This window comes from Vibrio sp. D173a (genome assembly GCF_030248475.1).
In genome coordinates this window covers 1-23505 of sequence record NZ_JAHGAH010000077.1, presented here as the reverse complement: position 1 = coordinate 23505, position 23505 = coordinate 1, and the positions used below count along the sequence as shown (strand labels likewise).

Annotated in this window: 19 protein-coding genes and 1 pseudogene; 12 read left to right on the top strand and 8 right to left on the bottom strand. The window is 44.2% G+C overall.

Features of this window, described 5'->3' with window-relative positions; genetic code table 11:
* The first annotated feature begins 3 nt into the window (after positions 1–3).
* The gene (locus KIV40_RS09185; protein ID WP_285348789.1) at positions 4–465 is read left to right on the top strand and encodes an isoprenylcysteine carboxylmethyltransferase family protein; all 462 of its coding nucleotides are present in this window, start codon (positions 4–6) and stop codon (positions 463–465) included.
* A gap of 175 nt (positions 466–640) precedes the next feature.
* On the opposite strand, the gene KIV40_RS09180 is transcribed toward KIV40_RS09185, so the two are convergent.
* Entirely contained in the window at positions 641–1366 is a 726-nt protein-coding gene (locus tag KIV40_RS09180; RefSeq protein WP_005533480.1) for a DUF3581 domain-containing protein, read from the bottom strand.
* 924 nt (positions 1367–2290) lie between these two features.
* Here KIV40_RS09180 and KIV40_RS09175 point away from each other — a divergent pair.
* The 6 genes and pseudogenes from KIV40_RS09175 (at position 2291) to KIV40_RS09150 (ending at position 11299) form a co-directional block, all read left to right on the top strand.
* The gene (locus tag KIV40_RS09175) at positions 2291–4933 is read left to right on the top strand and encodes a hypothetical protein (protein WP_012127801.1); all 2643 of its coding nucleotides are present in this window, start codon (positions 2291–2293) and stop codon (positions 4931–4933) included.
* A gap of 15 nt (positions 4934–4948) precedes the next feature.
* Positions 4949–5698, top strand: coding sequence for an ADP-ribosyltransferase (locus tag KIV40_RS09170; RefSeq protein ID WP_012127802.1), 750 nt, complete (start codon positions 4949–4951; stop codon positions 5696–5698).
* A 13-nt stretch (positions 5699–5711) separates the two neighbouring features.
* The gene (locus tag KIV40_RS09165; protein ID WP_285348786.1) at positions 5712–6485 is read left to right on the top strand and encodes an ADP-ribosyltransferase; all 774 of its coding nucleotides are present in this window, start codon (positions 5712–5714) and stop codon (positions 6483–6485) included.
* Between the two features lie 109 nt (positions 6486–6594).
* Positions 6595–7335 (top strand): ADP-ribosyltransferase, encoded by a 741-nt coding sequence (locus tag KIV40_RS09160; RefSeq protein WP_012127804.1) that lies wholly within the window; start codon positions 6595–6597, stop codon positions 7333–7335.
* A 50-nt stretch (positions 7336–7385) separates the two neighbouring features.
* A pseudogene (locus tag KIV40_RS09155) lies at positions 7386–9677 on the top strand (hypothetical protein).
* Positions 9678–9682: 5 nt separating this feature from the next.
* Complete coding sequence (locus KIV40_RS09150; protein WP_285348783.1) at positions 9683–11299, top strand: M91 family zinc metallopeptidase; 1617 nt, start codon at positions 9683–9685, stop codon at positions 11297–11299.
* Positions 11300–11397: 98 nt separating this feature from the next.
* Here KIV40_RS09150 and hutH read toward each other — a convergent pair whose 3' ends face one another.
* From hutH to hutC, 5 genes are all read right to left on the bottom strand, one after another.
* On the bottom strand, positions 11398–12933 hold the full coding sequence (gene hutH, locus KIV40_RS09145; RefSeq protein WP_005536173.1) for a histidine ammonia-lyase: 1536 nt from the start codon (positions 12931–12933) through the stop codon (positions 11398–11400).
* An 11-nt stretch (positions 12934–12944) separates the two neighbouring features.
* The gene (gene hutU, locus KIV40_RS09140; protein WP_285348780.1) at positions 12945–14642 is read right to left on the bottom strand and encodes a urocanate hydratase; all 1698 of its coding nucleotides are present in this window, start codon (positions 14640–14642) and stop codon (positions 12945–12947) included.
* 112 nt (positions 14643–14754) lie between these two features.
* A complete protein-coding gene (hutG, locus tag KIV40_RS09135) occupies positions 14755–15768 on the bottom strand; it encodes a formimidoylglutamase (protein WP_041853195.1) in 1014 nt (337 codons plus the stop codon).
* A 1-nt stretch (position 15769) separates the two neighbouring features.
* Positions 15770–17020 (bottom strand): imidazolonepropionase, encoded by a 1251-nt coding sequence (hutI, locus tag KIV40_RS09130; protein WP_012127810.1) that lies wholly within the window; start codon positions 17018–17020, stop codon positions 15770–15772.
* Between the two features lie 120 nt (positions 17021–17140).
* Positions 17141–17848, bottom strand: coding sequence for a histidine utilization repressor (hutC, locus tag KIV40_RS09125; RefSeq protein WP_012127811.1), 708 nt, complete (start codon positions 17846–17848; stop codon positions 17141–17143).
* Between the two features lie 193 nt (positions 17849–18041).
* On the opposite strand from hutC, the gene KIV40_RS09120 reads away from it, so the two are divergent.
* Complete coding sequence (locus tag KIV40_RS09120; protein WP_012127812.1) at positions 18042–18785, top strand: sporulation protein; 744 nt, start codon at positions 18042–18044, stop codon at positions 18783–18785.
* 5 nt (positions 18786–18790) lie between these two features.
* On the opposite strand, the gene KIV40_RS09115 is transcribed toward KIV40_RS09120, so the two are convergent.
* Entirely contained in the window at positions 18791–19780 is a 990-nt protein-coding gene (locus KIV40_RS09115) for a DUF3187 family protein (RefSeq protein WP_012127813.1), read from the bottom strand.
* A gap of 295 nt (positions 19781–20075) precedes the next feature.
* On the opposite strand from KIV40_RS09115, the gene thrS reads away from it, so the two are divergent.
* From thrS to rplT, 4 genes are all read left to right on the top strand, one after another.
* On the top strand, positions 20076–22004 hold the full coding sequence (thrS, locus tag KIV40_RS09110; protein WP_012127814.1) for a threonine--tRNA ligase: 1929 nt from the start codon (positions 20076–20078) through the stop codon (positions 22002–22004).
* A 3-nt stretch (positions 22005–22007) separates the two neighbouring features.
* Positions 22008–22559 carry a translation initiation factor IF-3 gene (infC, locus tag KIV40_RS09105; protein ID WP_080514128.1) on the top strand — a complete coding sequence of 184 codons (552 nt, stop codon included), beginning with the start codon at positions 22008–22010 and terminating at the stop codon, positions 22557–22559.
* 117 nt (positions 22560–22676) lie between these two features.
* Entirely contained in the window at positions 22677–22871 is a 195-nt protein-coding gene (rpmI, locus tag KIV40_RS09100) for a 50S ribosomal protein L35 (RefSeq protein ID WP_005428085.1), read from the top strand.
* Positions 22872–22911: 40 nt separating this feature from the next.
* Positions 22912–23265 (top strand): 50S ribosomal protein L20, encoded by a 354-nt coding sequence (rplT, locus tag KIV40_RS09095; protein WP_004727974.1) that lies wholly within the window; start codon positions 22912–22914, stop codon positions 23263–23265.
* 14 nt (positions 23266–23279) lie between these two features.
* Here the strand turns inward: rplT and KIV40_RS09090 are convergent.
* Positions 23280–23505: hypothetical protein (locus KIV40_RS09090; protein WP_285348776.1), on the bottom strand; the 226-nt coding region annotated here is incomplete at its 5' end.

Genomic DNA, 23505 nt, shown 5'->3' with positions numbered 1-23505 from the left:
AGATTGAAAAAGCTTGAGCTGAAAGTCCCACCTGTCGCTTTGTTTCTGTTGATGGTACTCCTGATGTACTGGCTAAAAGACGCCATGCCAGAGATGAAAATTACCGTACCGTTCGTTGAGTTTGTAACCGCAGGGCTGATTGTGATTGCTGGTTTTATCGGAATCGCAGGTGTTTACGAATTTCGTAAAGCGAAAACAACCGTGAACCCAGTGAAGCCTGAAACCGCTTCGCAGGTGGTGGATACTGGCGTGTTCGCTTACACACGTAACCCAATGTACGTCGCGCTATTGCTTGTCATCATTGCGATTGGACTATTGTGGCAGCACCTCAGTGTTATCTTATGTGGAGTATTGTTTGTTGCTTACATGAATCGCTTTCAAATTAAGCCAGAGGAGCGGGCATTAGAACGTCTGTTTGGTGAAGATTATTTGGATTATAAGAACCAAGCACGTCGCTGGATTTGATGACCGTAAAGCCAATCGCTTATAAAAAGAGAGCCATAGATAAAAAAACGTAGATAAAAAACACAGATAAAAAGAAAGCCCAGTGAAGTCACTGGGCTTTCTTATGAATTTTTGAAATTGGTCGGCAGGGCCTTATCTAGCGAAGCTTACTCTGTTGAAGTTTGCTTCCTGAAGACTAGGCTGCCTTAGCGAACTTTGCTAGGAAGGCGTCCTTGCGTTCGTTAAAGCGTTGGACTAAATCGTCTACCGCTTCTTGGTCGTAAGGTTTAAGGCCACTCGCCACCATACGTTTGATGCCTTTACCTACTACTTCACCATCTTCTTTAAAGGCAAAGTTTAGCGTTACCACACCACGCTTACCTTCAACATCGAATGTTGCACCTGTGAAGTCGACTTCAGGGTGAGTCAGGTCTAGACGGTTGAATTCCACTTCCATGCTTTCGTAAATCACCAATGGACGTTGGCAGTTGATCATCATTTGCTTCTCTTCCATTAGAGGTACCATGATGTGCGGGAAGTTCATGCCAGAGAACTGAACGTAGTTTGTGACCACATGTTCAATGAAGGCTGGATCGTGGTTGGTTTCACCCTCGCGAGACATGTGCAGGTATTCTTTGCCTGCTTCGTCTACAACAGCACTTTCTTTTTCACACTTATTTTCAATGTGAAGTGCCACACCATCGTTCACCATTCCGGAGAAATCGAAGCGCATTTTGTGGCTCACGCCTTTTTTGCTTAGCAAGACGGCGAAAAGCAGATCGCCTGGCACACAAAAGCGTTTGTTGTCTTCATCATGAATAGGGTTGTAATCACCAGCTACGCGCTTTGCAAAATGACTTGCTTGTTCACGAGTAAATTGAAATTGGTGATTAGTGTCTGAAAAATAAGGTGTTAGAAACATAATTTTTACGAAGTAACCAAAACTGTCAGGAATTATAGGCGAAGATCTCCCTATTAATGGTCCATCCAGTGGAAGGTTCACTGCATCTTAACAATGAAACGATAAAGGTGGCGAATAAAGCCACAGATCACTCGATTATTGTTGGCTTGTAAATACCTAGGGAAATGGTCGGTCTGAAAGGTAAACCATAGTTCAAGTGTATCGATTAAGGCTATGTATAGTCGGTGCAATGGCTAATTTCTTTTTGTATTATGAGATATCGACCATTTGTCTTGCTAATTAATGAGTGATTGAATTATTAAGGTGTTATAAAATAAGGTCTTAATGATGAGTTTGTTGAATGGTTCGCTTCTCGTTTGACTCGACGATTTGCTTAATCTTCGACCGTCTTACTCAAAAAACACATTATTGATTCTTTTGTTTTTAACTGTCTCTGGTATCGAGCGAAATGAAGATAATTGAAATGAAACAGTAATCTATATTGTTGTTATTATCTTTATTGGGAACATTCCCAGACATAAGCCTTATATAATTTAATGTCTTTATTATCATTATCTTAAGTGGCGAATCACTTACAACAAGTTGAGATAAGGTGCATTGCCGCAACTGGGCTGCTGGTTTAATGTTTTGCGAAATTTTATAAAAACAATAAAAAATAGCACCCTTGCAACCTTGATAGCCTCTTTCTAACAGACTGTCTTGTACGCAGGAGGTAATAAAACACAACAACAAAAGTTTGGCTGTCTATGAAATCAATGATCCCTCGGCATCATCCAAAGACTTAACCCTAAGTCTCTCTGCTCTCAGCGTTTGTCCACTAGAGCATCTTAATTAAAAACGTTCAATTTCCGGTTGCGAATAAGTAATCGGAGGCTTGCTGCTTCCTGCAAGAAGCAAATAACTTCTCAAACCAAGGATAATTATATGAAGTTACGAAAATTGGTATTGGCGTGTGCCATTGCTTCCCCCTATGTTAGTGCCTTTGAAGTTTGTAATATTGGTGACGAATACAACGTATTAGATCGTGAGAGCTTCCACGATATACGTAAGTCAAATTACCGAAACTTCAGTGAAGACCTAACGCCAGAAGATTTATTTTTGTCTGCGCCCGAACACCACGCAGACGCTCGACCTTCGCTTGCTGAGGCAGATGAAGTTTTCCCAGAAACTGCATCTCTACTTGAGGTCGGTCCTGCCAATATTGCCGTTCTTGAATCTGAAGAAGCGGCGAGCTTGCTTGCGACAATCGGACACTCGACGGCAGGTTTTGCCAAGGGCGCGCTTGAAGCGTTAGGGCCAGTAGGCGATACCATTGCCGTGGGTTTGTGGGCAAATGATGTGGCTCAAGCCTTTGAAGATGAGACAAAAACGTCATACGACCGTTTTGCTACGGTTATGAGTTTGATTGACTGGTTTGGCGTTCTCAAGCTACCTGAGCGAGAGATTGATCGTAAGATCCTAACGGCTCGTTGGAATCGAGTTGCTGCGGGTGATCATTATAGCTTTACCGTTCACGACGACATCGTCACTCAACAAGACAAAAAAGATAAGCAGCATTGGGCGGATCTTGCATCCGGTCAACAGCGCATGCTTGAAGCGCTGGCGAAGGGGTATGCCTCTGATGTAGCGCTTAAATATCAGCAGCATTATCAAGAAGCGTTAAAAGCACAAGCCGTGTTAGCAGAGACGTTGATTAACTCTGTCGAGACTGAAGTTCAGAAAGCCATTTTTAATAAGCTCGCGCTAGAAGGTGCGAATGCCAAACTGTTTGCCTCTGATCTTGCTTCAACTTGCCGTACTGAGATTGATGCGTTGCTGGCTTTGTACCCAGAGCAGGAAGAAAACAACAACCGTCCAATGTATGTGCCATCTAAGCGAGAAGCTAATCGAGCACTAGCGCGCTTGCAGCATTGCCAGCAAGACCATCTGGACTTGGCAGTGGCGGTGCTTGATCAACTTAGAAATGGGGAAGTGGAAGGCTTAGATCGTCAATCATTGCATCAACTTTACCGACAGGTTCTCAATTCGAAGATCAAAATCGTCGAGACCGCGAACTCCCAGCTTGATGTCCTTAGAGCCAAGTTAAAAGAAGAAATGTATGCAGAGGGCATGAATGCCATCGATCGTTTGTTTGATTCCGAAGCGGTTGCTAAAGCCCATCGCTATTTTAAAGACCAAGCGGATTATTTAGCGATAGATGAAATGTCTCGCAGTATTTTTGGGCGTCCGGCCACAGCTACTGAACGTCGTCAAAAGTATTTTGTCATTCAAGAAGGGTACGAGAAGTGTACTCGAATTGGGATACTTGGTGGTGACCCTAACTTCAGAGGGTGTACTGAGTACACGTGGATTCCTGCAGAGAAAGAGCATTATGACTCTGCAAAAGATGAAGTAATTGCGCAGATGGTTATGCCAGATCGCGATGCGATCAAGCGTGTTTTTGCACAATCTATGGATGAACTGATCAACGAAGGTTGGAGCTCTCAACATGAAGAAGCTTGGCTTGAACAGCAGATCTTAAGTTTTTCCGATAAGCAGCGCATCATCAGAACTGCAGAAGCTGACAAAGCACAAGTGATGCGTTGGATGTTTGATTCAAGTGCGGCAATGGACGCCGAGTGTGGCGGTGGTAATGCTTGTGCCGCTTGGTCTCCTGGCCACTTAGCAAAAGAAAACCTCTCTCGCGAATCGTCATTGCACCACATTGCTGATTGGCATGAAAGGAATAAAGACTCAGGGTATTACGTGCATTCAAAGCGTTTGGCAAAACTGGAAGGTTTTATTAGCTCGGCACTAGAGAGTGAATGGCAAGCAACACATGTTAACGGCTTTTATAGTTACCTATATCCGGGAAGCTTTGATGTCGATAAACATGCACCTTTAATTGCGTCAGCACTAAAGGCGTCCAACTTGAATACCAGCAATCTTGCGGCAGCATTACCGTTAGCGAAAAGCGTGGTAAAAAATCGTATTTTAGAAGCGATGAGCGTGGCTGACAGCAATGATGAGGAATGGCTTGCTGGACAGCTTGGCGACTTCCAGAGATACATTGGTATTATCCATGCGCAGAATATTTCTACAGGCCACTACGCATCAGGAGAAATGGGGACGACCGCACTCCTATCTGAGCCATTACCTGCTCATCTACTGCGCTACATGACGTTGGACGTTTATTACAATATTGACGATAGCGACTCTGCATATTATTACCCAGCGAACAGTGGCGAAGATATGAGTTATGACGTGCGTTTACATGCATCTATTGATGATTTGTTCAGTGCTAATTCTGAATTAGGTAGAAAACTCGACCTGCTAGTTCAAGTTAATGACAACTTCACCAATCTACCGGGCAGAACTTGCATGATCATGTACCCGCAACTGAGAGACGCCTTGTTTAAGATCTCCGGCGATGAGTCAATGTATTGGTTAATCCCATTTGCTGATTGGTTTGACAGTGTGACTCTCCAACAGCTAGAGCTGTTTAGTGCGATTCGATTCGGTGTCATCAAACAGAATGAGCTAAATATTCCCTGTGACTTGAGTCCTAACAATCCTAGCTACTGGTAATAGGAGTCACGAACAATGTTGAGGTTTATTGCTCTTTTTACACTCTGTCTTAGCGCGACTATTCATGCAGAGGTATTTGATGCCTTAAAAGCACCTTTGCGAAGTCATATTCAAGTTGAAGAGCTTGCTTCTCAGTTCTCTGATTGGGCTAAAGCCTCCAGCGGTTGGCGATTTAGATTTATGACGGAAAAGGATTTGGAAGCTCTAGAAGATTTTTCGGTATCTGGTTATCAATCTGCTAATGACTATTTAAGAGCGACTGATACATCAACTTGGGGCCAATACGGCAAGACAACTAAGAAGTTCATAAAACAGATTCGGGGGGCTATGTCAAAGCTCCCTGAATATAAGGGTATTACCTATCGTGGGGCGTGGGTAAAAGAATCTCTTTTGAACAAACTTCAAGTTGGAGATGTTGTTGTTGAGCCTGCGTTTACTTCTAGTAGCGCAATACCTGAAGTTGCTAAACGGTTTGCCATCACAAGACCCAATTCGCCACAGCCACTGCAGCGTGCCTTATATGAGATTCAGATCAAAAGCAATGGCCGTGCTCTCGGTGGTTTGTCTGAATTTGGGGGAGAAGCTGAAGTGTTGTTACCACCAAACACTTACTACAAAGTGACAAAGATCGAGTTAAACCGAGGCTCTGCGATGTTGGCTCTAGGGACTGTGTCATCACATGATGCGGTAGAAGGGATGACATACAACCTATATTCGGGCGAAGAGATAAACCAATCTTATTGGCGCTCTTTGGCGTGCCTTTAAGTAAGGAATGAATATGAAATCAAAAATATCGATTGCTTTATTATTAGTTGTCACTCATGGGTACGTTTTTGCCGAAGATTTCACTGAGTTTAAAGGGCAACCTCTCTCTTCAACTCAGCGAGAGCAGATGGAGAACGACTTGATGGACGGGGCGATAACCAACCATGAAAGAGCAGAAAGAAAAATGATCCCAGAGGAGTACTCTGCAATCAAAAGCTATGGCCGCGTCGATCATGATGTGGTGAATGAGTATATGCGAGCTGGTGAACCGAAGGAGTTTTTACTACCTGGCTATGGAGAGTCACTCAAAGTGAGGGTCTCTCATATGCGAAGCGTAATGAATAAGCTACCTAATTATAAGGGGACCGTTTTTAGAGGCTCATCGATTAAAAACAGTCTTCTAGAAAAGCTAGATGTTGGCGATATTTTACACGAAAAAGCCTTTTTATCGACATCGACCATTCCTAGTGTAGCGAGAAGTTTTTCAGTCTCTGCTGCTTACGATGGTGCATCTGCTGCTCAGTTCAAAATAGATTTGAAATCATCTGGGCGGGCTATTAACGCTTATACATTTAAACCATACGAAGCTGAAATCTTGGTTAAGCCTAATACTTATTTTCGTATTGAGGCTATAGAAAAAATTTCAGCAAATAAAAATTATATTAAATTAAGGGAGATAAAGAACCCATCTAAATACTTAAAAGCTGAACCAGACATACATGTCTTTGATAGCTTTACTGGAGAAGAAGTTTCAATCAAAGGCCGAACAGCATTGTATTGTTTATAAAACATACCGTCAGTTTATGAAACATACCATCCCTCAATAATTAAAAGAGGGATGAAACTATAATATAAAAATATCTTTATCGAGAAATTTTCGTCAATTGGTGTTTAAGATGAAATCCAAAAAAATAATATATGGTTTTTTGCTTCATTTTTTATTTTGCTCATATTCAATCGCTGGATTAAAGTACAACAAAGAATATTATAACTTTTCAGAGATGGAACAGATAATGGATAATTTATCTGAACCAGGTATTGATGATTTTGCAGAGTTTGAAAGGTTAAGAACAGAATTATATGAACAAGCTGATGTTCAAAGAGGGCTTTTATCTGAGGAGGAAGCTGCTGCCCTAGCTGAGTATCAAGATGTTGCATATGTATCAACGCGAGAGAGTTTTATCTCGGGTATATACGATAGTGAAACAAGGAATATTATTGACCATATAGATTCTGCGTTTGAAAAAAGCATCAAGTACCAAGGTGTAACCTATCGAGGTGAGCGTGAGCTTGGAGCATATATGTCTGATATACAAGTCGGAGATATTGTTAGCCCAAGTTCTTACATATCAACATCAATATCAAAAGATGTTGCCTATAACTTCCAGTCAGGACAACTCGCAAGATTTGAACTTCAAGAAGGTAAGAGCGGTATTGTCATCCCAAGCGTAATAGATGGTGAACTAGAGGTATTAATTAACAGAGATACTTACTTTGAGGTGGTTGCCATTAAAACAAGCTATATGGGCACGCATGTAGTTTACCGCGAAGTCGATGCTAGTTCTGTGGGGGAAAAAAACATAAAAGATATGCATAGCGGAGAAGAGTTAACGGCTACCGAAGTGTGCGCTTTTTAAAATAATGGACAGATAGCAATCTATTTAAACCTAAAAAGGTAAATAATTTAATGAAATATAAAATCATACCAACTTTATTAACGTCGGTTGTATTCAGTCCCACATCGATAGCCATGTGTTTTATTGATGATATTCCAGATACTCAGAACATCGATATGCTTAATAGTCAGAGATTGGAGGGATACGTTCAAAGTGAATTTTACTCAGAGCCACAATTCAGCTCTACATTTGGTGAGTTGGAGCATTCTTCTCAAAACCAATTATTCTCTGAAGCTTGGCCTCTATCAGAGGAGTCATTGGCGGCAGTACCTGCAACGGTGGATAGCGCAATAAGTGGTCAGGCTATCTTAAGTCGCGTAGGGCGTTTTGGTAGCTCCACGCTCGAAGTACTTGGCCCTGTGGGTGATGCAATTGCAGTTGGCGCTTGGGTTGAAAACATGGCAGCAACCTTCTCTCAAGAGTCTGCAACTCGCTTAGATAAAACAGCTGCAGTTTTTTCGATTGTCCCATTGGTGGGTGATGAACTTAATATGTTATCTAATGATATTAAGTACTTTGCGGCTAAGGAGAAAATCAGCGAGTTTGAGTCTCAAACTCACTATGTATTCAATAACCACTTTGCTGATTTCAAAAAATTTCATCACAAAAAAGAGGATGCGATACGCTTGATTCGGCAGTACGATAATCATGTAAAATCATCAACCATGATTTACCTTGATCAGCTCCTATTGCTCGCAGATACCGAGTTTCGCCGCATCGCGTCAGGCTACGACCGACAACTGGCCAGGCAAATGGCTAGGATTGACCTAGAAGTTTTGAAAGCGTACGGCCATATATCTGACCAGTCTAATCTAAACCACCCTCTTTGTGCAGATGTAGCGCAAGATCCTTCTCAGTTACTAAGTTGTATCCGAACTACCGGTCAAGCTCGTTTTGACGACATCGCCAATAGGCTTACTTCAGCAGAGTTTGGAGAACTGCACAAGAAAGTGTATCAAGCTAAGCAGAGTTTGGTTCAAACTGCGATGGCCAATCTTGAGAGCCACAAGAATACGATTTTAAATAATCTGGTCGAGAGAGCAAAACATCATGTAGGTGTGATACATAACAACACCAGAAACAATCGTCGCTTACTCGAGGAAAGGGCACGAATGAGTGGGTTACGTGAGTATGCAGCGGCAAATTGGGGGCTGGAATAACTCTCTGAAGAGCAATTAAACACAGCTACCTTTCTTGTAAAGCCAGCTAGGGTCTGTTGGGGCGTACCTTCAGTATATCCGGGTGGAATTCAAGCTTCTATTGATGCGTGCGAAGACAGCGGCGCTCTTTATGATACATATCATGTTTCTAAGGATCCTGAACTCGTGGAAGTGATAGGTGAGCAAGCTGTTTTTGATGTTGAAACGTATGTTTCAGCGCGATTATTTCAAGGGTGGAAAGCTGGACTTCTTCGTTCAAAGTTGCTTAATGTTGCCTCTTCCTATGCGATTGGTAAAGTCGCTCACCAAACCTTCGAGAGACTGATTGAGCAGCTAGCGACAACTCAAGTGCTCCCATATCAGACATCTTTCATAGATTATCTCAACAGTAAAGGGCTAGATGGATCAGACATTCGAGAAAGGAAGGATTGGTATCAAATCAGTCGTTGGTACGAACTAATTTTAACTGAAAAACCTTCTGGAGGGATCATAAGTAATATTAAGCAGTATGAAGTTTTCCGAGCCTTCATAAAGCCTCTTTTCGAGCAAGCTATCACGGCTGCTTATTTGAGTGATGTGTACTACTCAATCCCTTATCCTCACATGTACTCCTCAAAAGACCTTCGCTTTTATTCACCAATTTTAGCTGATGAATTTGACCGAGCTATTGAAAAATCAACTAATGAAACGCTGGATGAAAATTTAGTTGAAGCCGTAAATAATATTTTGGGTCGCATCAAGCACCTAAATACCGCAAATGAACTGCAATATCTTCTTGGTGACTTGGCTGTTTATGCTCAAATTGCTCAACATCAGCAGTCAGAGGTAAATGTTCAAGTTGAAAGTAATGGAAATATACTTCAACTATTTAACACAGGCTTATCACCTTTACACATGCAATATTTAAATGAAACACATTACCAATTGCTACTAGATCAGGTTGGAGACATAGCTCAGCACCAAATTAGGGTGGAATTAAACGCGGTTGGTCGTTTTCTTTCGATGGGGGATTTTAACTCCGCTATTGATCAACTTGGATCCGCAATAAGAACGAATAATGCGATCACTCTACCTTTTATTAACGAAATACTTCTGCATGAACTAGAAGATCTCATCGAACTACAAATTGCAGTAGAGGGATAATTATTATGAACTTCTTCAAATACGTATTTGGTATTATGTCTGTTTTGTTGGTATCAACAGAGATTGCTTTGGCTGGTGGAGGTGCCGTAATGGGGCAGTTTTATTCAGCTCCCGATGGGGTAAGAGTTATACATGGTTATAACTCGCAGCAACTTGGAAATCTGTACCGAGTCTCAACTAACCTCTATGTGCAAACAAAAGATGACGCGTACCTGGCTGACATTAAACTACTCATTCTCAAACTTAGGATGTCTCCGACTGGACGAGAAACTCTACGCCAAATTGCCACTTATACCCCAGTAAATGCGCCTGAAGACTCCGTTGGTCCCCTCATAGAGCATATCGAGGGTGTTGATGTTACCAAAGCAAAAGTTGTTACTGTAATCCGAGAGCCGGAAAGCTCAGGCCGTCTTTTTGAAACAGTGCCTTCTACTTTTGTTGATAGAAATAAAGCAGAGCTCATTTATCCGAGACAGTTTGATGGTAAGGGCGTATCCAACACCGTCTTCTTTTCTACCAAAGAGGTCGTCAATATTCCGGGTACAAGCAAACAGTTCGACCAATCTGTTGCCCTAGGACATGAGCTAATTCATGCGCGTGACTATGCTTCAGGGGCAATACCATCTGGTAGTGTACTTTTAAGGCACCGTCATCCAGATTCTGGGCAAGTCACTGAATATACGATTGATAATGCAGAGTACCAAACCACAGGAATAACGCATTTCAATAATGCTGAAAGTGGTAGAGAAGCAGAGACTGAAATAAGTACATTTCGCAGCAATAACATCGCGAGACGTGAACAGATGTACTTTCAATGGAAGAAACTTGGTCAAGAAGCTCCGAAAGCTTATTTGAAGAATGAAAAGGTTGTCAGTGAATATCATTTAGCAGATGAACTTGGTGCACATAAACGAAATACCTATTGGCCTGCTGGTGAATATCAATATCACCCATACACTGTAGAGGTGAGGCCTGCTGCAACTGGGTCAATGTCTCCCAAATGGGATACGGTTGAAGGGAAGCAAGCCCACGTTGAAGTTCGCCGAGCATTGAATCAATCTTTGAGTGAGGGAAGGGACACAGCGATAGTAATTATCGATGCAACCGAGCAAAAGCTTTCACAAAGCTTGCAGAACTCTCCTGTTTTGACCAGAAGAGGCTTAGGTAATCAGAGAGAAATTTTAAACTATGCGGCAAAAAATAATATCAAAGTAGTTAATGCGTACAGTACTACAAATGACACACCGCTTGCTAGTTTGAAAAAAAGACAGCGAAGCAGACTTTATCGTGCAATTTCTGGACAGCAAGCCAGCCCTGATGCATTTAAGGATGTCCAGTATAGCATTGGTGACGAATCCGCGCTTTCTAGAGAATTGGAAGGAAAAGATACCGTTCTTGTTATGGCCTATTCGGACGGGCAAATGACAACTAAAATCGTTGATAGCTTATCAGACGATCTCAATAAACAAGTGCTGGTGTCACGACATTCAAACCTAGATTATCAACCTGCAAATTTGAGCTCAGAAGAGAGCAATGCTTGGTTAAATATTCGAGAAAAACAGAATGTGAAAATGCTCGGTTCTGGCAGTCGCAGCCGTTTCAACATTTGCAGTGTTCAGTAATCTCCCTGTGACCTTGCAATAAGAATTACACCGGGAGATTCAAAAATTAAAGCCGATTGAGTGAGCAGCTCAATCGGCTTTTCTTTACCAGAAGTTTATTAGTGCACGCTAGGGAGCAAGTTTTCTGGCATTAATGCGTTATGCAAAGCCAGTTTGAGTAGTGCATTGGCTTGCTCAATATCTGGCGCGAAGTAACGGTCCTTATCGTAGAACGAGACTTTTTCACGCAGCATTTGTTTTGCAATCTCGATACGTTCTGAAGATTTGTTTGGCGCGCGGAAATCCAAGCCTTGCGCGGCTGACAAATACTCAACTGCCAAGATACCACGCGTATTTTCTCCCATCTCTTTCAGGCGACGAGCAGCAAAAGTTGCCATTGATACGTGATCTTCTTGGTTTGCAGATGTTGGCAAGCTATCTACAGAAGCAGGGTGAGCCAGTGTTTTATTTTCACTCGCCAGCGCTGCAGATGTCACCTGCGCAATCATAAAGCCTGAGTTGACGCCGCCATTGTCGACCAAAAATGGAGGAAGCTTAGATAAGGCGCTATCAATGAGGAGTGCCATGCGACGCTCTGACAAGCTACCAATCTCTGCAATCGCAAGCGCAAGATTATCCGCCGCCATAGCAACGGGCTCTGCGTGGAAGTTACCGCCAGAGATGATGTCGTCGTCTTCCGCAAACACAAGCGGGTTATCTGATACCGAGTTGGCCTCTACTTTCAGAGTGTCTGCCGCATTGCGAATTTGCTGTAAACAAGCTCCCATGACTTGAGGCTGACAGCGCAGTGAGTAAGGGTCTTGAACTTTCTCACAGTTAGTGTGCGACTCACCAATCTCACTGGTCGCTTCTAATAGATGTCGATACGCTAAGGCCGCATCCATTTGGCTGCGATGACCACGAACACGGTGAATACGTGGGTCAAACGGACGACGGCTGCCCAGTGCAGCTTCTACCGACATCGCACCACAAACGGTAGCAGAGGAGAAGAGATCTTCGGCAATGAATAAACCTTCGAGAGCAAACGCCGTTGACGCTTGAGTACCGTTAAGCAGTGCAAGGCCCTCCTTCGGTGCCAGTGTTATTGGCTCTAGACCAGCAATTTGCAGAGCTTCTAAGCCAGAAATGACTTTGCCATTGTGACGCGCTTGACCTTCACCAAGAAGCACCGTACTCATGTGAGCCAGCGGCGCTAAGTCACCCGATGCGCCAACTGAGCCTTTTTGTGGCACGCATGGATAAACTTGTGCGTTCACCAAATCAATCAGCATGTTGATCACTTTTAAACGCAAACCTGAGAAGCCACGCGCAAGACTGTTGATTTTCAGCACCATCATCAAACGCACGGTCTCGTCTGACATGAATTTACCGATGCCCGCAGCGTGCGAAAGCACAATACTGCGTTGCAGCGTTTCTAGATCTTCTGGCGCAATACGAGTGTTTGCGAGTAGACCGAAACCCGTATTGATGCCATAAACGGTACGATCTTCTGCTATTACGCGGTCGACAACTTGAGTACTTTCCTCAATGGCCGGAATGGCTTCTGGGTCGAGAGTAAGGTTGACAGGTGAGCGGCTCACCTGACGCAGTTCGTTTAAGCTAATATGGCCCGGCTTTAGCGTTAAATTGAGCATGTCTTTCATCCTTACTTCAGCTTTTTCAGTTCTTCATTGAGCATTGGCAAATCCAGTTTTTGCTCAGCTGCACATTGTTTTGCGATGTCATATCCCGCATCGGCATGACGCATGACACCTGTCGCTGGGTCATTGTGAAGTACACGAGCAATACGCTCAGACGCATCATCACTGCCGTCACAACAAATCACCATACCTGAGTGTTGAGAGAAACCCATACCAACGCCGCCACCATGGTGAAGTGATACCCAAGTTGCACCACCTGCGGTATTCAATAGGGCATTAAGTAATGGCCAGTCCGATACGGCATCAGAGCCGTCCATCATGCCTTCAGTTTCACGGTTAGGGCTGGCTACCGAGCCAGAGTCTAGATGGTCACGACCAATAACAACCGGCTCTTTCAGTTCACCATTTTTCACCATTTCATTAAAGGCTTGGCCAAGGCGCTCACGGTCTTTGAGACCCACCCAACAGATACGTGCAGGCAGACCTTGGAACTGAATGCGTTCACGTGCCATGTCAAGCCAGTTGTGCAGGTGAGGGTTATCAGGAATCAACTCTTTTACTTTCTGATCGGTTTTGTAGATGTCCTCTGGATCGCCAGACAATGCAGCCCAGCGGAATGGCCCAATACCCTCACAGAACAAGGGACGAATGTAAGCTGGCACGAAGCCTGGGAAATCAAACGCGTTTTCGATACCTTCCTCCAACGCCATTTGACGGATGTTGTTACCATAATCCAGTGTTGCCGCGCCGCGTTTTTGAAGCTCTAGCATCGCTTTTACTTGAACTGCCATCGATTTTTTCGCTGTTTTCACCACGTCAGCTTCGTCTTGTAAGCGCATTTCTGCTGCGTGAGACATACTCCAACCTTGAGGCAAGTAGCCGTTCAATGGGTCGTGTGCGGAGGTTTGGTCTGTTACCACGTCTGGCGTGATGTTACGTTCCACAAGCTGAGGGAAAATGTCTGCTGCGTTACCTAGTAGACCGACAGAAATAGGCGTGTCGGACTCTTTGATCATCGCTAGCGCTTCATCTAAAGATGTGGCTTTCTTGTCGACGTAGCCTGTGCGTAGGCGGTAATCGATACGTGATTCGTCACATTCAACAGCAATCATGGAGAAACCAGCCATTGTGCCAGCTAGAGGTTGAGCACCACCCATACCACCAAGGCCACCAGTTAAAATCCATCTACCTTTTGCGTCGCCGTTGAAGTGCTTTTTAGCTACTGATACAAAGGTTTCGTAAGTGCCTTGAACAATGCCTTGTGAGCCGATGTAAATCCAGCTACCTGCAGTCATCTGTCCGTACATCATCAGGCCTTCTTTATCGAGCTCATTAAAGTGCTCCCAATTGGCCCAATGTGGCACGAGGTTTGAGTTCGCAATCAGAACGCGTGGCGCGTTTTTATGAGTCGGGAAAACGCCCACTGGTTTGCCTGATTGGACGAGAAGAGTTTGGTCATCGTCGAGTCTTTCTAACACTTCAACAATCTTATCGAAGCATTCCCAGTTTCGTGCTGCTCGACCAATACCACCGTATACAACGAGCGAGTGAGGGTGCTCGGCTACATCTGGATCAAGGTTGTTCATCAGCATACGAAGCGGGGCTTCCGTCAGCCAAGATTTGGCGCGCAGTTGCGTACCGTGTGGAGCACGAATTGTTCTGCTTGTATCAAGTCGTGGATCTTGTCCCTGGCGCTGTGTCATTTTAAGACTCCTTTAGTTTCACGTGTCTACCAAGTCTGTGCTTGGCTATTTCTGCTCGAGTAAGGTGCTGTTTGAGCTGTGCCTTGTTCGAGTTGATCGTTATTGGGTTAGGTTATTTTGGTTTATGGTCTTTCTCTGCCATGGCATTGGCGATGTCCCAACATAGGCGGGCTGCCAATCGAGCGGTTTGGCTATCGACGTCATAGGTAGGGTTATACTCGGCAATGTCTGCCAGCATGAGCTTGTTTTTGTAATGTAGGATTCGGTCGAGAAACGGTGAAATGATGTCGTAGCTGACCCCTCTTGGTGCTGGAGCGCTTACACCCGGAGCTGTGGCCGCAGGGAACACGTCCAAATCAATCGTCAGATAGAGGTAATCGCAGTGATCGATAAAGTGCTGTAGCTGCGTTAAATGGTAGCTGTGATTCATGTAGCAAAGCTGTTTGTCTTCCATATACCAAACATTGAGTTCGTCCGCTTTCTGGAATAGCGCTTTGGTATTGCTGCTGCGACTGACGCCAATGCAAGCGTAATGAAACTTCCAATCATTGCGTTGGCAGAAGTGATGAATCTGATTAAATGGTGTGCCTGAGCTCGGTTTTACATCTGCCAGCGAACTTTCAAAAGCGCGTAGGTCGAAGTGTGCGTCGAAGTTGATAATGCCAATCTTCGGCTGCTTTTCTGGGTGATGGGTTTTGAAGTACTCGGCTAACCCTGAAAATGACGCCCATGCGATCTCATGCCCGCCGCCTAATACTACGACAGGTGAATGGGGTAGAGCTTGAGCAACCGTCGCTGCGCATTGCGATTGGCTGCTCTCTAGTAGGTCGTCTTCGCAAACGACAGTACCGAGGTCATAAAGCGGTGCATCTTGGTGCCAAGCGAGATTGGCTAGGGCACGACGGATTAAATCCGGTGCCTTTTTTGCGCCAATACGGCCTTTATTTCTAGCAACACCCGCGTCGGTCGCAAAACCAAGTATTGAGACGCCTTCGCTTTTGCTCGGTAACTCTTCAACCGAAATATTTTTAATCACGTGGTGAACGCGCTTACCCAGTTCTCCATCTTCTGCATCGTGGCGACCTTGCCAGTGAAATGGAGCGGTATTTGGGTCTGATTGAGCCATGTTAAAGTCCTCCGTGAGAGACATACTCACCATTGACTATGCGACCTACTAAACGTTTCGCGCCGACTTGGTAACTAAGGTCTGCTGGGTGTTCGATATCCCAAATTGAGAAATCCGCGTCATAACCGATTTCAATCACACCACGAGATTCCCCATAACCCAGAGCTTTTGCTGCGTTCTGAGTGACGCCTCGCAGTGCTTCTTGAGGGGTTAAACGGAAAAGAGTGCAAGCCATGTTCAGCATCAAGGTTAAATCAGCAAATGGCGATGTCCCTGGGTTGATGTCTGTCGCTATCGCCATTGGCACCTTGTGTGCTCTAAGTAATTCGATAGGAGGCAATTGGGTTTCACGTAAGAAGTAAAATGCACCAGGGAGCAAGGTTGCCACGGTCGAGGAATTGGCAAGCGAACGCACACCAACTTCATCGAGATATTCAATATGATCGGCAGAGAGGCCACTGTATTCTGCCGTTAGCGTAGTGCCGCCTAGATCAGAAAGCTGCTCAGTATGCCCTTTTACATGCAAACCGTGTTTTTTTGCTGCCTCAAAGACACGCTCGGTTTGAGCTAAGTTAAAACCTATCGATTCACAAAACACATCGACGCTGGTGGCAAGCTTCTCTTCTGCTACGAGGGGAATGATGTCGTCACAAATATGCTGTATATAATCATCAGCTCGGCCTTTAAATTCTGGTGGAAGTGCGTGAGCGGCAAGTAGGGTTGTGGTGATTTTTACTTTGCGTTCTTGCTCTAGGGCTTTCGCTGCGCGCAGCATCTTGATTTCATCTTGCAGTGTCAGTCCGTAACCAGATTTAACTTCGGCTGAGGTAATACCGCTTGCAAGCAATCCATCTAAACGCGGTAGAGCGAGTTCAATAAGTTGCTCCTCGCTTGCTTCGCGGGTTGCACGAACGGTAGAGAGAATACCGCCGCCTTGTTTGGCTATCTCTTCATAAGGCACGCCATTTAGGCGCATTTCAAACTCGTTGGCACGATTTCCGGCGTACACGAGATGAGTATGGCAATCAATCAAGCCTGGTAGCAATAGCTTGCTTTGAAGGTCAATGGTTTGTTCGTAGTGGTCTGGATTTAGGGTGGATTCGGTTTCTGCGCTGTCTTCGCCTTTTGTTACAGTGCTGAGTGCAACAATTTTTCCTGACCGAATACCGACTCGAGCTAGAGGAGAGGGTAGGTAGCCTTGCTCTCCTTCTTGCATAGTGACGAGGCGTGCATTTTCAATCAGCAAATCCATTCTGATACTTCCTTTTGATTTGTACTCTTAAATGTATATACAAATAAATAGGAGAAAAAAGCACCACTGACAAGGCTGATGTTGCTGAAATGTGATCAAAACGAAGAAGTAACGCCTAGTTTATAGCAGGATCTTAGAGCTTAATTTGTACTTGTTGCCCGGATGATAAAGGAGAGCTGTACTGACCAGTTTATCTTCACTCCACGTGCGACGATTAAGCAGCAAACAAGGCTCGTTAGCTTGCATTTTCAAGTCTTGTTTAACGCGTCCTTCTGGCACTATCGCCTCAACAGTGTGCTCTATTGCACTGAGAGGACAGTTATCAGAAAGGTACTGGTTTGGTGTCATGCAAGTAAAGTCTTGTTGTAGGTAACTAGGTGCGTACTGGCTGTTGACCCAACGCAGCTCAAGCTGAATTGGATTATCGTCTTCATAGTGGATAATCTCGCTGTAAAACACTTTGGTACCAAGCATGACGCCAAGTTTTGTCGCAATACTGTCATCGGCTTTGATAGCGATTTGCTCTAGCACTTCACTGTGGTGAGCGCGGCCCCGATTCGTTATTTCATCAGCAATGTTGCGAATGTCTAATAGGGGAGATTCAGACTTGTCAGCCGGATCACAAACAAAGGTGCCGAGGCGAGGGCGGCGTTGTAGTTTACCTTCATTGACTAAGTCTCGAATCGCTTTGTTAACGGTCATGCGGCTCACCCCAAACTGTCCCGTCAATTCGATTTCAGTTGCGATACGATGTCCAACCATCCACTCACCCGAATCAATTTTATCGAGGATAAACTGTTTGATTTGCATGTAGAGGGGCGCAGACATAATGACTTCCTTTTAATTGACTATACAAATAGTGCGTAATCTACGCATAAATTGCAAACAGATAGAGTCATTTTGTGCGCTGATAAAAGGAATTACTCCACATTCTTATCGTCTATTACTTGCAGGAGTTTGATCAGTTGTGTAAACAGAGACTTATCAAAATAACGAAAACAGACAGTCACAAAGGAATCGCATGTTTAAGAAACTAAAAGCGTCACTCGGAATCGGCTCAGCAAAAGTGGATACGATTTTAGATGAAATGAGCGTATATCAAGGCGCAACTTTACGTGGTCACGTTCAAATCAAAGGTGGTGATGTCGAACAACAAATTGATGCCATCACCATTAAACTGAACACGGAAATGAAAGTAGAGGCAGACGACAGCGTTAGCTACCAAACTTTCACTATTGATCAATTGAAAGCAGTTGAACCGTTTGTCATTCAGCCGAATGAAGAAAAGCAGGTGCCATTCGAGCTTAAGCTGCATGACGAAACACCTATAACCGCGGTTAGTGCGTTAAAAAATCAGTGCCATGTGTGGGTAGAAACGACATTGGATATCGGTTTTGCGATTGACCCACGCGACCGAGATTACATTGAAGTGCAGCCTTTACCAGTAGCCTCTCGCGTGATTCAAGCGATTGAACAAGCGGGCTTTACTATGGTGAAAGCAGATGTAGAGAAAGGATTCTTACGTGGCAACACTTTCTCTTCTCGCTCTGGCATTTACCAAGAGCTAGAGTTTCGTAATAACGGTTTTGTTTCTACTAAAGAGATTGAACTTTCCTTTATTTTGGACGGTGGAACGCTCCATTGCTTAGCGGAGATCGATCGTTCATTTAGTATGTCTGGCGACCAATACCGTTCTTTCTCGCTACCTATCGGAGCGTCTGATTCACAAGTTGCGTCGGCAGTTGCCCCGACCTTGAATCTGTAATACTCCTAACTTTCCGTTTCTGGAGAGAACAAGTACCGATATCCAAAAGTCAAGGCGATATCGGTACTATTGTCCATATTTCTAACGTTCTCAATCGCCATTATCTCAATCGCTGAGTTCTCCATTAAATAGCGATATCCAATCACAAACTCATTTGATGCGTCGGCAAACTCACTCGGCCCTTTAGAGGAGCCTTGATACCAATGATATTCAAGGATGAAGTGGTGATTCTCCTCCAATGCATAGCGATAACCTCCCGCGAATGCAGCGGTATTATGTCGATAGGGCAAACCTGCCAGTGCACGATCACTGTTTCGGAAGGCCATTCCTGCCATCGAGTAGAATACATTGGATACATTGAATCTAAAGGTATAGTTGATTTGTAGGCCTTGCTCAAAGCTAGTGCCTTTGAAGGGACCGTGCGGAACATCGTTGTAATAGAGACTCCCGCCAATAGATAGACCATGATGTTCATTTTGCAGTAACTGATATTGGAGGTAGGTCGACAGGTTGTTGGCCATTGTTTCGCCTTGAAAATCTTCCAGTAATATGTCGTATTCGGGCATCGACATATAGAAACGGTTCTTATCAACTTCATCACGTCCATTTTGTCCTATACCAAATAGGTCGTGAAAACTTTCGGTCATTCCATCTAAATGGTTATCTGCAGCAAAGACCCAACGATAGTTCATTTCCCATTGCCATTGGTCATTGATTTGCCATTTTCCACCGAGTTCAAGTTGATTGTGATAATAATCGAGAGAATAGTCGCCCGTGTGAGCCCAGACACTTGCGATGGTACCCGAGCCATATGCCTCAAAGTAGCCGGAGGGAAGACTATAACCAGAGCGAAGTACGTTGGTATGACTGACTACTTGTATTGGAGATTGCGCATAAGAGCGCAGTGGACCATATAAATCGGACGCGCTGAACGCTGGGGTACTTAGAAACAAAGCGCAACTCAAAAGAGTAGGTTGCCATCTTAAATCCATCATGATGAAAGCCTAAAGTGAGATTACTCAATAAATTAACTATAGTGCCTTTATGTTTTGAATGTTGTTTAATGGCAATAGTTATACAATTTAGGCTTAGTGTTGAATTGGTGGTAATGAAGTTTAGATGACATTTTGAAATCGCTCTTTGCATTCTAAATGTGAGCTAGGTACAATCCTTGTCCTGATGAAGGTCCGGTATTCGTGTTACCGAGCGACTGTCATCGACTCTCGAAATATCTTCTAATTTGAATAACATGTGTTGCTTGGTGTGCAACACCACTGTAAAGGACATAGCATGCCTATTATTACTCTTCCTGACGGCAGTCAGCGTCAATTTGACAACCCAGTTTCTACTATGGAAGTTGCGCAATCGATCGGTCCTGGTCTTGCAAAAGCAACTATCGCTGGTCGTGTAAACGGTAACCGCGTTGATGCGTGTGATCTGATTGAAGAAGACGCAAGCCTAGAAATCATCACAGTAAAAGATGAAGTAGACGGTCTAGAAATCGTTCGTCACTCTTGTGCTCACCTTCTTGGTCACGCTCTTAAGCAGCTTTACCCTCAAGCTAAAATGGCGATCGGTCCAACCATCGACAATGGCTTCTACTACGACATCGACCTAGACGAGTCTCTAACGCAAGACGATCTTGAAAAGATTGAAAAGCGCATGAAAGAGCTAGCGAAAACCAAGTACGAAGTTGTTAAGAAAAAAGTAAGCTGGCAGGAAGCACGTGATACGTTTGAATCACGTGGCGAACCATACAAAGTGGAAATCCTAGACGAAAACGTATCTCGTGATGATCGTCCAGGTCTTTACCACCATGAAGAATACATCGACATGTGTCGCGGTCCTCACGTTCCTAACATGGGCTTCTGCCAACACTTCACTCTAATGAATGTTGCGGGTGCTTATTGGCGTGGTAACAGCGACAATAAAATGCTTCAACGTATCTACGGTACTGCTTTCCACGATAAGAAAGCACTTAAGGCGCACCTAACTCGCTTGGAAGAAGCGGCAAAGCGTGACCACCGTAAGCTTGGTAAGCAACTAGACCTATTCCACATGCAACAAGAAGCACCGGGTATGGTGTTCTGGCATCACAATGGTTGGTCTATCTTCCGTGACCTTGAAGTATTCGTACGCTCTAAGCTAGATGAATACGGTTACCAAGAAGTAAAAGGTCCACTAATTATGGATCGCGTTCTTTGGGAACGTTCTGGTCACTGGGACAAATACGCAGATGCGATGTTCACAACTTCTTCTGAGAACCGTGAGTACGCACTGAAGCCAATGAACTGTCCAGGTCACGTACAGATCTTCAACCAAGGTCTAAAATCGTACCGTGATCTACCGTTACGTATGGCAGAGTTTGGCTCATGTCACCGTAACGAACCATCTGGTGCATTACACGGCATTATGCGTGTACGTGGCTTTACTCAGGATGACGCTCACATTTTCTGTACAGAAAGCCAAATTCAAGAAGAAGTAACAAATTGTATCAAGATGGTGTACGATACGTACCAAACATTTGGTTTCGACAATATCGTAGTGAAACTGTCTACTCGTCCAGAAAAACGCGTAGGTTCAGACGAAATTTGGGATCAATCTGAAGAAGCATTGAAACAGTCTCTAGAATCAATGGAAATTCCATACGAGATTCAAGAGGGCGAGGGTGCATTCTACGGTCCTAAGATTGAATTCACGCTATACGACTGTCTAGACCGTGCGTGGCAGTGTGGTACTGTTCAGCTAGACTTCAACCTACCAGGTCGCCTAGGTGCAACTTATGTAGGTGAAAACAATGAACGTCTTGTACCGGTAATGATTCACCGTGCAATTCTAGGTTCACTAGAGCGTTTCATTGGTATCCTTATCGAAGAATATGCTGGTTTCTTCCCAACTTGGTTGGCACCAGAACAGGTAATTCTTATGAACATTACTGATAAACAGTCAGATTATGTTCAGGAAGTAGTACAAAAACTGCAAAAAAGTGGAATTAGAGCTAAAGCGGACTTGAGAAATGAGAAGATTGGCTTTAAAATCCGCGAACATACTTTGAAGCGTGTACCGTATATGCTTGTTGTTGGTGACCAAGAGATGGAAGCTGGCGAAATCGCAGTACGTACTCGTAAAGGTAAAGATCTCGGTAAATTTAAAGTGGATGACTTTATCGCATACATCCAAGACGAGATCTCTATCCGTAAGCTCAATCTGGAGGAATAAGCTATTAAAGGCGGAAGACGCGGCCAACAGCCGGTAAAACAAAACCCACATCGTATGAACGGTGAAATTCGTGGCGTTCGTGAAGTTCGACTAACTGGCGCTGACGGTGAATCAGTTGGTGTTGTATCTATTCAAGAAGCGATCGCAGCTGCTGAAGAAGCAGGCATGGATCTTGTGGAAATCAGTCCTAACGCTGAGCCGCCAGTCTGTCGTGTTATGGACTACGGCAAATTCCTCTTTGAAAAGAGCAAATCTGCTAAAGAGCAGAAGAAAAAGCAAAAGCAGGTTCAGATTAAGGAAGTAAAATTCCGTCCTGGAACTGATATTGGAGACTATCAGGTAAAACTACGCAACCTGACGCGTTTCCTTGAAGAAGGCAACAAAGTGAAGGTAACAATTCGCTTCCGTGGCCGAGAAATGGCACACCAAGACATCGGTGTTGACGTTCTTCATCGCTTGAAAGAAGACACTGTAGACTTAGCTGTAGTGGAATCTTTTCCAAGTAAGATCGAAGGTCGTCAGATGATCATGGTTCTTGCCCCTAAAAAGAAGTAATTAACGGCTCATCAAGTAATTAAGACCCAGCCGTTTCCCTTTTAGAGGTAAACGGCTGGGTTTTGTTCGCCCTAATTACGTTGTTTATTAAACCTACTCAATGCGGAGTTATTCATCATGCCTAAGATGAAAACCAACAAAGGTGCTGCTAAGCGTTTCAAGAAAACTGCTGGTGGTATTAAGTACAAGCACGCTACAAAACGTCACATCCTGACTAAGCGTACTACTAAGAACAAGCGTCAGCTACGTCCAAATGCACTTCTTCCACGTTGTGAAGTTGCAGCAGTTGTTCGTATGTTGCCATACGCTTAATTCTTTATAGTTATCAATCGTTTAGTTTAGGAGAAGCATAATGCCTCGCGTAAAACGTGGTGTACAAGCTCGTGCACGTCATAAGAAAGTTCTAAAACAAGCTAAAGGTTACTACGGTGCACGTTCACGTGTTTACCGCGTAGCTTTCCAAGCAGTTACTAAAGCTGGTCAATACGCTTACCGTGACCGTCGCGCTAAGAAACGTCAATTCCGTCAACTATGGATTGCACGTATCAACGCAGCATCTCGTCAAAATGGTCTATCTTACAGCCGTTTCATCAATGGTCTTAAGAAAGCATCTATCGAGATCGACCGTAAGATCCTAGCGGACATCGCAGTATTCGACAAAGCAGCATTTGCTGTTCTAGTTGAAAAAGCGAAAGCTGCTCTTTAATTAGCAGTTTAGGATTAAGAGAAGGAGAGCATTAGCTCTCCTTTTTTATTGCCTCGTGTTTTTCCTGCTTTAAAATTTCCCGTTTCCCGTTTCCCGTTTCCCGTTTCCCGTTTCCCGTTTCCCGTTTCCCGTTTCCCGTTTCCCGTTTCTATCCCAACTCTGACCAAATAAGTTGCTCTAAAGACTGGATTTGTTATTTTGCCTCCACTCATTAAGTCATGCATAAGGAGCATCTGTGTT

What these genes read in the sequence shown, in the direction of transcription:
- KIV40_RS09120 (WP_012127812.1), top strand. Translation starts at nt 18,042, where the DNA reads ATGTTTAAGAAACTAAAAGCGTCACTCGGAATCGGCTCAGCAAAAGTG.
- KIV40_RS09175 (WP_012127801.1), top strand. Translation starts at nt 2,291, where the DNA reads ATGAAGTTACGAAAATTGGTATTGGCGTGTGCCATTGCTTCCCCCTAT.
- KIV40_RS09170 (WP_012127802.1), top strand. Translation starts at nt 4,949, where the DNA reads ATGTTGAGGTTTATTGCTCTTTTTACACTCTGTCTTAGCGCGACTATT.
- rpmI (WP_005428085.1), top strand. Translation starts at nt 22,677, where the DNA reads ATGCCTAAGATGAAAACCAACAAAGGTGCTGCTAAGCGTTTCAAGAAA.
- hutH (WP_005536173.1), bottom strand. Translation starts at nt 12,933, where the DNA reads ATGCTCAATTTAACGCTAAAGCCGGGCCATATTAGCTTAAACGAACTG.
- thrS (WP_012127814.1), top strand. Translation starts at nt 20,076, where the DNA reads ATGCCTATTATTACTCTTCCTGACGGCAGTCAGCGTCAATTTGACAAC.
- hutU (WP_285348780.1), bottom strand. Translation starts at nt 14,642, where the DNA reads ATGACACAGCGCCAGGGACAAGATCCACGACTTGATACAAGCAGAACA.
- hutI (WP_012127810.1), bottom strand. Translation starts at nt 17,020, where the DNA reads ATGGATTTGCTGATTGAAAATGCACGCCTCGTCACTATGCAAGAAGGA.
- KIV40_RS09165 (WP_285348786.1), top strand. Translation starts at nt 5,712, where the DNA reads ATGAAATCAAAAATATCGATTGCTTTATTATTAGTTGTCACTCATGGG.
- hutC (WP_012127811.1), bottom strand. Translation starts at nt 17,848, where the DNA reads ATGTCTGCGCCCCTCTACATGCAAATCAAACAGTTTATCCTCGATAAA.
- hutG (WP_041853195.1), bottom strand. Translation starts at nt 15,768, where the DNA reads ATGGCTCAATCAGACCCAAATACCGCTCCATTTCACTGGCAAGGTCGC.
- KIV40_RS09180 (WP_005533480.1), bottom strand. Translation starts at nt 1,366, where the DNA reads ATGTTTCTAACACCTTATTTTTCAGACACTAATCACCAATTTCAATTT.
- KIV40_RS09150 (WP_285348783.1), top strand. Translation starts at nt 9,683, where the DNA reads ATGAACTTCTTCAAATACGTATTTGGTATTATGTCTGTTTTGTTGGTA.
- rplT (WP_004727974.1), top strand. Translation starts at nt 22,912, where the DNA reads ATGCCTCGCGTAAAACGTGGTGTACAAGCTCGTGCACGTCATAAGAAA.
- KIV40_RS09115 (WP_012127813.1), bottom strand. Translation starts at nt 19,780, where the DNA reads ATGATGGATTTAAGATGGCAACCTACTCTTTTGAGTTGCGCTTTGTTT.
- KIV40_RS09160 (WP_012127804.1), top strand. Translation starts at nt 6,595, where the DNA reads ATGAAATCCAAAAAAATAATATATGGTTTTTTGCTTCATTTTTTATTT.